The organism is Microbacterium sp. (assembly GCF_035554235.1).
Classification (GTDB): domain Bacteria; phylum Actinomycetota; class Actinomycetes; order Actinomycetales; family Microbacteriaceae; genus Microbacterium.
The window spans coordinates 1-9254 of sequence record NZ_DATMIO010000167.1 but is presented as its reverse complement, the minus strand read 5'-3'; the positions used below and the strand labels follow the sequence as shown (position 1 = coordinate 9254).

Here is a 9254-nt window from a genome sequence, read left to right as displayed (position 1 = left end):
ATCCATTCAGCAGGACGAGGCGGGGTCGCCAATAGGGCTTGACAACGGGCGATCGATGTCAGCGAAGAGCCCGGAGGTCGCCCTAGACCAACCGCTAGCGCCGGGGTTATCGAGGCGACGAATCCGAGTAACCAGAGATGGTGTGGCAAAGAAGCTGGACTGATCACCGACACGTACCGCATACAGGCTCGATTGGCGTCATCCCCTCGGATGGCGCTCCCCGAGAGCACTTCCGCCCCGGGCAGCCTGAGTGCGGCCCGCCAAAATGACGAAAACACCGTCTTCTCCCGCCGGCGAGGACGACACGGCGGCGACGAGGATCGCGAACATCATCAGGCGACGAATCGCACTGTCAAGCGACGAGAAGCAGCCGTCAGAGGCTGCAACCCGGAAGCTCAACTGGGCAACGGTCGTTGTGACGGCGGCGATCACCGCGGGCTGCGTGGTGGGCTACTTCGTGCGCTGAACTCGCTCAGCCCGGCCACGGTGCCGCGTAGGAGGATTCTCGCTCCACGATGTTCACGAGGTTCAAACGGTCCCAGTTCGCCCGATTGACGTAGAACGAGTGCGAGAACCACGCTTCTCGCTCACGCCAGTGGCGCACCACAGGCGTGTGAGGCAGTTGTGCCGCGTCGAACTTCTGGCGGCTGTTGGATTTGAACCGATCCGCGAGCACAACGAGGTCCAAGCGCGTTCGCATCGCGACGACGCGACGAACGTTTCCCCGGATCGTCGCCCATTCTTCGGCGGAGCGCGGCACGGCGGGCGCATGCAGGAGGACGAGGAAGCGAATCCTCTGCCCGAGCGCCGCCGCGTTGAGCGCCACCGTCCCGCCGTGACTGTGGGCATACACGGTATCGATCGCCTCGGGCTCGGACCGGGCCTCCCGCCAGATGAGGAGATCCTGTGCAGCCACCCAGCGCGCAGGATCGGAGTACTCGCCGCTCCAGCCGTAGTAGTCACTCTCTGAGTACAGGTTCTCACTGAGTCGATCGCGCAGCAGGCCGTGCAGGCCGGAACCCGGCTGATACCAGCCGTCATCGTCGACAAGCCCCCACGTGCCGTTGATCGTGGTGCTGAGGGTTTGCTCCTTCGTGCCCCTCGCGGACGACGTTGGATTCGTGCCGGGGGGACGTGCGGATCCGAAGGCGGCCTCGGCGACCCCGCGAGCCAGCTCGTCGGAGGAGTTCAACCCGCGGTACACGGCGGACTCGCTCGCGCCCCGGACGAGGTTCTGGACGCTTGCCGCGGCGCTCACCGCGACGAGATCCGAGTCACTCGTCTGCAGGGTGTTGAGCAGTGCCAGCAGCGTCGTCACCGAGCGATCGCGGTTGATCCCGTCCCACAGATCGGCCGGCGATTCGCCGTAGTGCCGGATCTCCAACCCCGTGATGTCGTCGAGTCGACCGGGTTCAGCGTAGAGCTCCAAGAGGTCCGGCCGGGGGGAGAGCTGCGGGACGCCGAGTTCGTCCGCATCGTCCTGGATGTCGGTCGCCCCGTCCTGCCCCGATGCATACGCCGTCATCGCGAGCAGCTGAGCGGACTGCGACGCTTCGCTCGATGCTCCGTCGGTGACGAACGCCTCCACTCCCCGGATCGGCTCGAGCGGGTCATCGCTGCTCTGGAACGTCGCCATCGTGCACCTCCGTCGGTGGCCACGACACTACAGCCCCGCGAGGGCTACAGCAGGAAACAGAAGGCGCCGGTCGCGAGGCAGATGACGAGCATCCCGGAAGCGTTGACAAAGAGGTTGCGCCCGAAGTCGCGAGCCCGGATGTGCATCGTGATCGCCACGACGAAGTACAGCACCAAGCATGCGGTCGTCAGTGCCGCCAGGCCCGGGACCCAGATCCCGGCGATGAGTCCGGCCGCCGCCGCGAACTTGATCGGTGCCATCAGCCACCAATACCTCCGCGGCCACCGGACGTCTTCGAAGCACTGCGCGATGAACCGGGCCGGTTTGATGCAGAGCACGGCATCGACCAGCGAGATGGCCGCCAGCACAACGACGGGCCATACCGGATCGGGCAGGAGTGTCATGACTCAGGCATACCATACCGTTTGGTATGCTCGCCAGATGTCGAGGGAGCGATGGATCGCCGAGGGCATGCGCGTCCTGTCGGAAGACGGCATCGCGGGCGTCCGGATCGACCGCGTAGCGGGGCGACTCGGGTTGAGCAAGGGCTCGTTCTTCCACCATTTCGAGGGGATCGCCGCGTACCGGCGAGCGATCCTCGAGCGGTGGGAGAGCGGAGCGGTGCGTGAGCTCGGCGATGCCCCCGCGCAGGCCCGTCTGGAAGACCTCGCGGCACGTGTGGGCACACTCGTCGATCTGCGCCTCGAGGTCGCGATCCGCGCATGGGCTTTTCAGGACGCCGAGGCGGCCGCCGCCCAGGAGCGAGTCGACGTCGCGCGACTCTCCGCCCTCGAACGCGTCTGGTCGCGGATGGTCGATGACCCCGTGCGCGCCCACGCGGCCGCGCTGCTCCCCCATCTGCTGATGATCGGGGCGAGCGTGGCGCTGCCGGCCACGAGCCGGGCCGACCTCGAGGCGGCATTCGGCCTGCTCGCCGAACTCATCCCGTCCGTTCCGCCGGGCGAGGGTCGGTGAGATCAGTCCTCCTTCGACGCCTCCGTCGCTGACCCGGCCGCAGGTGTGTGGCCGGATGCCGCATCCGTCACCGCTTCACCGCCGGCGTCCGTCTGGTCGCCGACGTCGCGCGCGGTGTCGGCCGGTGAGTGCTGCGCGCGGCTCAGCAGCACGAGCGGCACCGCGATGGCGGAGATCACCCCGCTCCAGATCAACGAGGCTCCGTACCCGCCGACATCCGCCACCCGCCCGAGGACGGGCTGGAAGACGACCCCGCCGCCCGAACCCATCAGCGAATCGAAGGAGAGCACAGTCGCCCGCTGCTTCGACGGGATCATGTCGTTGAGGTAGGCACGGTGAACCGGGTCATCGATCGCCGACGCGATGCCCCACAGGGCGACGAGCACGACGGCCAGCCAGAAGTCGCGAACGATCCCCAGCGCGAGCAGCACCACCGCGCTCGAGACCGTGGCGAGCAGGATCGACGACGTGCGACGGCGGAAGAGCTTGCGCACCCAGGGCGCGATCGAACCGCCGACGATCGCCGCGCCCGACAGCAGGGCGGCCGCGAGCCCGGCGACGGTATAGGCCTCCTCGTCGCCCCAGAGTTCGAGCAGGTAGGGCTGGAGCGCGTAGAAGACATAGATCCCGACCCCCGCGGTGAACGGGCTCGCGAGCATGAGCCAGCGCACGGGCCGGTTGCCGAGGCCGTACGTGAGCGACGCGCGGAACACCGTCCGCGTCGCCTGTAACGGATTCTCGCCGCGATCGGGCGTGAAACCGAGGTCGCGCATCAGCAGCGCCGCGACGACGAGCATGATGACGAGGATGCCGGCGCGCACGAGGAACGGCACACCGAGGTTGGTCGCCTGCGCGATCACACCCCCGAGCACTGAGCCCGAAAGCATGGCTATGCCGCCCACGATCTGAGCTCGACCGAACACCGTCTCGAGGCTGCCGCGGTAGCCCGTGGCCTTGAGCGCGTCGACGAGCCAGGCATCGACCGCGCCCGAGAAGAAGGTGAACCCGAGTCCGAGCAGCACCGACACGATCGCCCACGCCCAGAACGGCGACTCCCACACCCACAGCATCCAGTAGAGGGCGGTCGTCACCGCGAGCGTGACGGTGCCGAGCAGATAAGACGCCCGCCGCCCGACCGTGTCTGCCACGACCCCCGTCGGGATCTCGAAGATCAGCATCCCCGCGGTGAAGAAGGCATTGGCGCCGAACGCTTCGAAGTTCGAGAGGCCCGCATCGAGCAGGAACAGCGTGTTGATGCCCCAGATGAATGATGCCGCGAGCGTGTTGCCCAGCATCAGCGTGTAGTACGTACCCTGCACCCGGCGCGGACTGGGCAACGACGATGCGGAATGTGTCGTGGTGATGGCGGCACCGTTTCTCTCGACGGGATCCTGTGTCGAGAGCGACAGTATCCCTCCCCTGCGACACCGTCGATACCCCGGTTGACCCGCGCGCCGACGCAGGGGTAAGACAAGGGCATGGGCAATGACATCGCGACCGCATCCCTCACCGTCGACGCGCCTCCGGATGACGTGTGGCGGGCGCTGACCGATCCGGCGACGATCGCGCGGTACTACTTCGGCACGACGGTGACCACCGACTGGCGGCCGGGGAGCCCGATCACGTGGGCCGGGGAGTACGAAGGCAAGCGGTACGAGGACCACGGCGAGATTCTCGAGGTGGACCCGCCACGACGGCTGCGGCACACCCACTTCAGCCCGCTCGGCGGAAAGCCCGACCTCCCTGAGAACCACCACACCCTCACGTACACGCTGACGCCCGTCGCGGGCGGCACCGAGGTCACCCTCGAGCAGGACAACAACGACGGCCCGGAGGCCGCCGAGCACGCCGCGAGCAACTGGCGAACAATGCTCGCCGGGCTGAAGGAGACGGTGGAACAGGCGGGCGGTGCAGCGGCAGAAGACTAGAGCGCAGAAGACGAGGGCGGCGGAAGAGCCGGGGGCAGAGAAGGACGGCGGCGGATGCTGCGCGCTCAGCGCGCATCGAGCACCGTGACGCCGAGCCACTCCCCGAGCTCGGCGATCTCGGAGCGCACCATGTCGTCCTCCTCGGGCTCGAACGGCAGGAACTCGTGCACGGCGTTCACCCTCAGCACCTCTCGCGCCTTGTCTACCTCGGCATCCAGCATCCCGACGAACCGGTCGCCCATCAGGATCGGATGAGCGAAGAATCCGTACCGGCGCTGGGGCTTGGGCTTGAACTGCTCGAGCACGTACTCGAACTCGAAGATGTCGCGCAGCCGCGGCCGATCGAACAGCATCCCGTCGTAGGGATTGAGCAACGCGACGCGACCGCCGTCGTCTTCGTTCAGCGCCGCGACCGCCTCGGGATCGACGCGCCACTTCGTGCGCATCCCCTCGATCGTCGCCGGCTCTCCCGCCTCGCCGACCGGCGTCCACGGCGACTTCTGCTTGGCGATGCCGGCCGCCTGCAGTCGGCGTTCGTCGAGGAGACGGCCCGCCTCCTCGTCGTCGAGCTCGGGCAGGTCCCGCGGGTACACCCGCTCGGCGAGATCCCAGACCCGGTGGCGTCCCTGGCGTCCGGCGACGGCCACGACACCCTGCCGCATGAGGAAATCGAGCATGTGCGGCACCTGATTCGTGCCCGACCACCCGTCGGGCGGGCGGCTGACCTGGGCTGTATCGGGGATCTGACCCGCGAGCAGCGGTCCCTCCGCGCGCAGGCGGGCCACGACATCCGCTCGAAAGCCGTCGTTCGCGTCGAGCCACTGCCTGCTGCTCTCTCGACGCGGCCAGCGCCGCATCGCCGGGAGCATCAGCGGGAGCACGCTCATCGGGCGGAAGGTGCCGTCGAACTCGAAGAGCAGCCGGTCCATCTCGACCGCCTTGACGAGCTGACCCGCCTCGTACGACCACCCGATCCGCGACCACAGCACGGTGTGCTCACAGGGTGCGATCGTCGCCGTCGGGTCGATCTTGACGTAGCCGAGCTGCTCGGCGACCTCGACCACGTCGCCCGCGCGCTCGGCATCGAGCAGCTGCGCCCGGACGATGATCCGACGGGCTTGTTCGAGCGTGAGGCGGTGCGTCACGTTGTCGAGGGTAATGGGCCGATCGGCCTCAGGCGACGCGCGTCCCGCACATGCCGCAGACACCGGTCGCGGAGACCTCGATGAAGCAGTCCGGGCACATCGCACGCGTCGTCTCGGTCGCCAGTGCGGGGCGGCGCGACGCGGGGCGGCGTTCTCTCACGGCGGGCCTGCTCGCGCTCGGCGCCGCGGCCGGCTGCACCACGGGCAGGTGCGTGCGGCAGTAGAACTTCACGTAGCCAGCGGGGTCGTTCCGGTGGCGGTGCTTGATCGCCCACAGCTCCGTCCGCGGACGCGGCTCTGAGGCGACGCCGCAGCCCGAGCAGCGCGTGGGTTCGCCGGGTACCAGATCGGCGACGATCATGGGGGTGTCGAACGCGACGCCGTTGCGCCAGTCGGATGACGAGGTGATCTTCATGGGGGTATCCCTCCCCCTGAAGCCTAACCGGGCGCGCTCGGCATAAGTGGGGGCCGTGCGCTCTGCGCGAACTCCGCCGCGAAGCATCCGTCCGGTGCTGAGATGGTCGCATGGACCCCGAAGACGCGCTCGATGCATACTCGTCCGCGGTGGTGCGGATCGCCGAGGCGACGCTGCCGTCGGTCGCCGCGGTCTCGGTGCGCACCGCGCGCGGCGGCGGCGCGGGCAGCGCCTCGGTGATCTCGACGGACTCGCACCTGCTCACGAGCGCGCATGTGGTCGCCGGCGCCGATCACGCCGAGGTGGCATTCTCCGACGGCACCGTGCTCGCCGCCCGCGTGGTCGGGAGCGATCCGCTGTCGGACCTCGCCGTGCTGCGGGCGGACGGCGGCACCCCGCCGCCGGTGCCGTGGGGCGATGCGTCGAGGCTCCGGGTGGGGCAGCTCGTGGTCGCGCTCGGCAACCCGCTCGGCATGGCCGGCAGCGTCACCGCCGGGATCGTGTCGGCCCTCGGGCGCTCGCTGCCGACGCAGGCCGGACGCGTGGTCGACGAGGTGATCCAGACGGATGCCTCGTTGAACCCGGGCAGCAGCGGCGGCGTGCTCGCCGACAGCGCCGGACGCATGGTCGGCGTGAACACCGCGGTCGCCGGAATCGGCCTGGGCCTCGCGGTGCCGATCAACGCGACCACACGCGAGATCATCGACGCCCTCATGACCCGCGGTCGCGTACGCCGGGCATGGCTGGGGGTGGCCGGGGCACAGATCACCCTGAGTCCCGAGCTCGCCGCACGGGTCGGCTCACGCACCGGGATGCAGGTCGCCTCCGTCGTGGGCGGAAGCCCTGCGGCCGGCGCCGGGGCGCGGCGAGGGGACATCGTGCTCTCCCTCGATGGCACGCCGGTGACGAGTGCCAGTGGAGTGCAGCGCCTGATGGTCGAGCACGCGATCGGACGGCGGATGGAGATGACCGTATGGCGCAACGGCGCCCTGGTCGACATCGTCGTCGAGCCCCAGGAGCTGCGCGTCTCGTGAGACCCGTTAACCTCGAGCTATGGAGGACTGGGAGGAAGGGGCCGCCGAATCGCTCGAGCGATTGACGGGCTCGCCGATGGCGGATGCTCTGCACGGCACCATCACGATCGTCTCGCTGTCCGAGCCTCGCGGCTGGCTGCGCTACCAGGAGTGCCGCATGGAGGTCGTGCTCGAGGCGCCGGGGCTGGCGCCCGAGAACCTGTCGACGGAGTTCGTGCTCGACCGCCGCTACTGGCCGAAGCCGGGCACCGTGCTGCGGGCGCGCATCTCGAAGGCCACCCCTCGGCTGCTCGATGTCGACTGGAACGCCCTCGCACGCTGAAACCCGGCCGGTTCAGGTGAGGTCGCGCAGCCGTGCCGCGATGCCGCTCTCTTCGCCGGCCCGCCGCTCGTAGGTGACGGCGATGATGAGCAGCACGGCGCCGACGACGGCAAGCGTGATCCACCACGGCATGGACTCGATACCGTGCCCGATCTGCACCAGGAACGCGATCGCGTTCTCGATCGGCAGCACCACGATGCCGATGAGGAACGGGGCGGCGAAGCGTCCGCTCGCGCCCACCAGGATCGCGGCGAGCGCCAGCACGATCACGAGGATCGCCCGCCACGTCAGCGGATCCGTGAAGGTGGCGGCGACTGACGCACTGAGCATGACGACGATCCCCGGGCCGAGCACCGCCCACGACCCTTTCCATCCTGCCGGCCACGCCTCCCACGATGCCCAGGTGAGTGCGCCCCGTTCGGCATCGCCGCGCGCGCCGATGCGCATGGCGAGCACACCGGCGAGCAGGAGCGCCGTGCCCAGCGGCAGCGAGAACCACTCGACCCGCAGGTCGCGGGGACTCCACGCGACGACCGCGGTGACGAACGCCAGGCCGAACAGGAACCAGACGGGCGGCATCCATCTCCGCCCTCGGAGCCCGCTGAGGGCACTCGCGACGAGCGCGACAAGGAGTCCTACCATGAGCCCCCACATGGTCCAGATCGTGAACCAATCCCGCTGGATCGCCGGCCACGCCGCAACGGCGACGTACGTGAACGCCGGGGCGTAGAGCCACCGCGTGCGTGCGACGCGCGAATCCGACGTCGATCCGGCGCGAAGGGCACGCGCGGCGAGCGCGGCCGGCACGGCCCCGGTGACCCCGATCGCGAGGCACGCGACCACGAGCGGCATCCCGGCGGGGGCGGCGTCGAGCCCGGTTCCGAGCCGCACCCCCTCCACGGCGCCCGCTGCCCCGGCAACGACCGCGATGGCAAGGGTGACCGGACTCAGCGACCGCCGACTGCCGGCGCTCTCGGCATCGCCTCGGCCAAGCAGCGCGCCGAGGACGAGGAAGAGCCAGGATGCCGCGACCAGCGCGACCGTTCGAGCCGACGGTCCCGCGACCGCGGCCAGCACGAGAAGCGGGACGACCGCGGCGAAGAGCCCGACGGCATAGAGGGGCAAGCCTCGGGCCCCGCGCGCCGTGAGGAGCCCGCCGACGAGGGCAGCGCCAAGTGCCGGCGGGACGAGGTATGGCTCGACGAGTTCGACGCCCGCGATGCCCCAGACGCACCACAGCGCTCCGGTGGCCGCCGACGCCGCGAGCCACCAGCCGTATCGGCGCCCACCCCACACTGAGGTGGCGGCTCCACCGACGCCGAGGAGTACGAGCACGAGCAGGGTCGTCGACAGTCCCGCTGCGTCGCGGACGAGGGCGAGCATGACCGCGATCCCTGCCGTGAGCAGGGTCGACGCCTCGACGGCGATGCGTGCGAGCGCGGCATCCCGTTCGCCGATTCTCGGAACGAGAGCCGCCCGGATGAGGCGACCGCTGGGCAGCACGAGCGCGACTATCAGCGCGATGACCGGCAGCACGACCGGGGACCCGCTGCCGACGAGCAGCTGCGCGCCGAGGCAGACAGCCACAACCGCGAGCGATGGCACCAGCACCGCGGCCGCCATGAGGCGGAGCGGGATGCCGAGCCCGTCCCGCTTCGTGGCGACCAGGGCGAGCGCGAGAAGGAAGATAAGGCCCGTCGACAGGGCCGTCCAGCCGCTTCGCTCGAACACCACTTGCGCGACGCCGATCAGAAACGGTACGGACGTGACCGCGAGGATGGCCCGCCAGGAGTTCGCCC

General features: G+C 69.5%; 10 protein-coding genes. 4 read left to right on the top strand and 6 right to left on the bottom strand.

The genetic code is table 11. The features are described 5' to 3' along the window. Positions 1 to 472: 472 nt before the first annotated feature. The gene (locus VNT50_RS08520) at positions 473 to 1636 is read right to left on the bottom strand and encodes an alpha/beta hydrolase (RefSeq protein ID WP_325484682.1); all 1164 of its coding nucleotides are present in this window, start codon (positions 1634 to 1636) and stop codon (positions 473 to 475) included. Between the two features lie 44 nt (positions 1637 to 1680). Further along, positions 1681 to 2040: a DoxX family protein gene (locus VNT50_RS08515; protein ID WP_325484681.1), complete on the bottom strand. Its 360-nt coding sequence runs from the start codon at positions 2038 to 2040 to the stop codon at positions 1681 to 1683. 37 nt (positions 2041 to 2077) lie between these two features. On the opposite strand from VNT50_RS08515, the gene VNT50_RS08510 reads away from it, so the two are divergent. Continuing rightward, positions 2078 to 2611: a TetR/AcrR family transcriptional regulator gene (locus VNT50_RS08510; protein WP_325484680.1), complete on the top strand. Its 534-nt coding sequence runs from the start codon at positions 2078 to 2080 to the stop codon at positions 2609 to 2611. A gap of 2 nt (positions 2612 to 2613) precedes the next feature. Here the strand turns inward: VNT50_RS08510 and VNT50_RS08505 are convergent, their stop codons facing one another. Next, on the bottom strand, positions 2614 to 3906 hold the full coding sequence (locus tag VNT50_RS08505; protein WP_325484683.1) for an MFS transporter: 1293 nt from the start codon (positions 3904 to 3906) through the stop codon (positions 2614 to 2616). A gap of 183 nt (positions 3907 to 4089) precedes the next feature. Here VNT50_RS08505 and VNT50_RS08500 point away from each other — a divergent pair, with 183 nt between their 5' ends. Beyond that, positions 4090 to 4539: an SRPBCC family protein gene (locus tag VNT50_RS08500; protein WP_325484679.1), complete on the top strand. Its 450-nt coding sequence runs from the start codon at positions 4090 to 4092 to the stop codon at positions 4537 to 4539. Between the two features lie 65 nt (positions 4540 to 4604). On the opposite strand, the gene VNT50_RS08495 is transcribed toward VNT50_RS08500, so the two are convergent. Beyond that, the gene (locus tag VNT50_RS08495; RefSeq protein ID WP_325484678.1) at positions 4605 to 5684 is read right to left on the bottom strand and encodes a DNA glycosylase AlkZ-like family protein; all 1080 of its coding nucleotides are present in this window, start codon (positions 5682 to 5684) and stop codon (positions 4605 to 4607) included. A 28-nt stretch (positions 5685 to 5712) separates the two neighbouring features. Further along, on the bottom strand, positions 5713 to 6099 hold the full coding sequence (locus VNT50_RS08490) for a glucose-6-phosphate dehydrogenase (RefSeq protein ID WP_325484677.1): 387 nt from the start codon (positions 6097 to 6099) through the stop codon (positions 5713 to 5715). Between the two features lie 110 nt (positions 6100 to 6209). On the opposite strand from VNT50_RS08490, the gene VNT50_RS08485 reads away from it, so the two are divergent. Together VNT50_RS08485 and VNT50_RS08480 are read left to right on the top strand one after the other, a co-directional pair. Then, a complete protein-coding gene (locus tag VNT50_RS08485; protein WP_325484676.1) occupies positions 6210 to 7133 on the top strand; it encodes a S1C family serine protease in 924 nt (307 codons plus the stop codon). Positions 7134 to 7152: 19 nt separating this feature from the next. Further along, positions 7153 to 7455 (top strand): hypothetical protein, encoded by a 303-nt coding sequence (locus tag VNT50_RS08480; protein WP_325484675.1) that lies wholly within the window; start codon positions 7153 to 7155, stop codon positions 7453 to 7455. 12 nt (positions 7456 to 7467) lie between these two features. Here the strand turns inward: VNT50_RS08480 and VNT50_RS08475 are convergent. Next, positions 7468 to 9254 (bottom strand): SCO7613 C-terminal domain-containing membrane protein (locus VNT50_RS08475; protein WP_325484674.1); only part of this gene is annotated, 1787 nt, incomplete at its 5' end.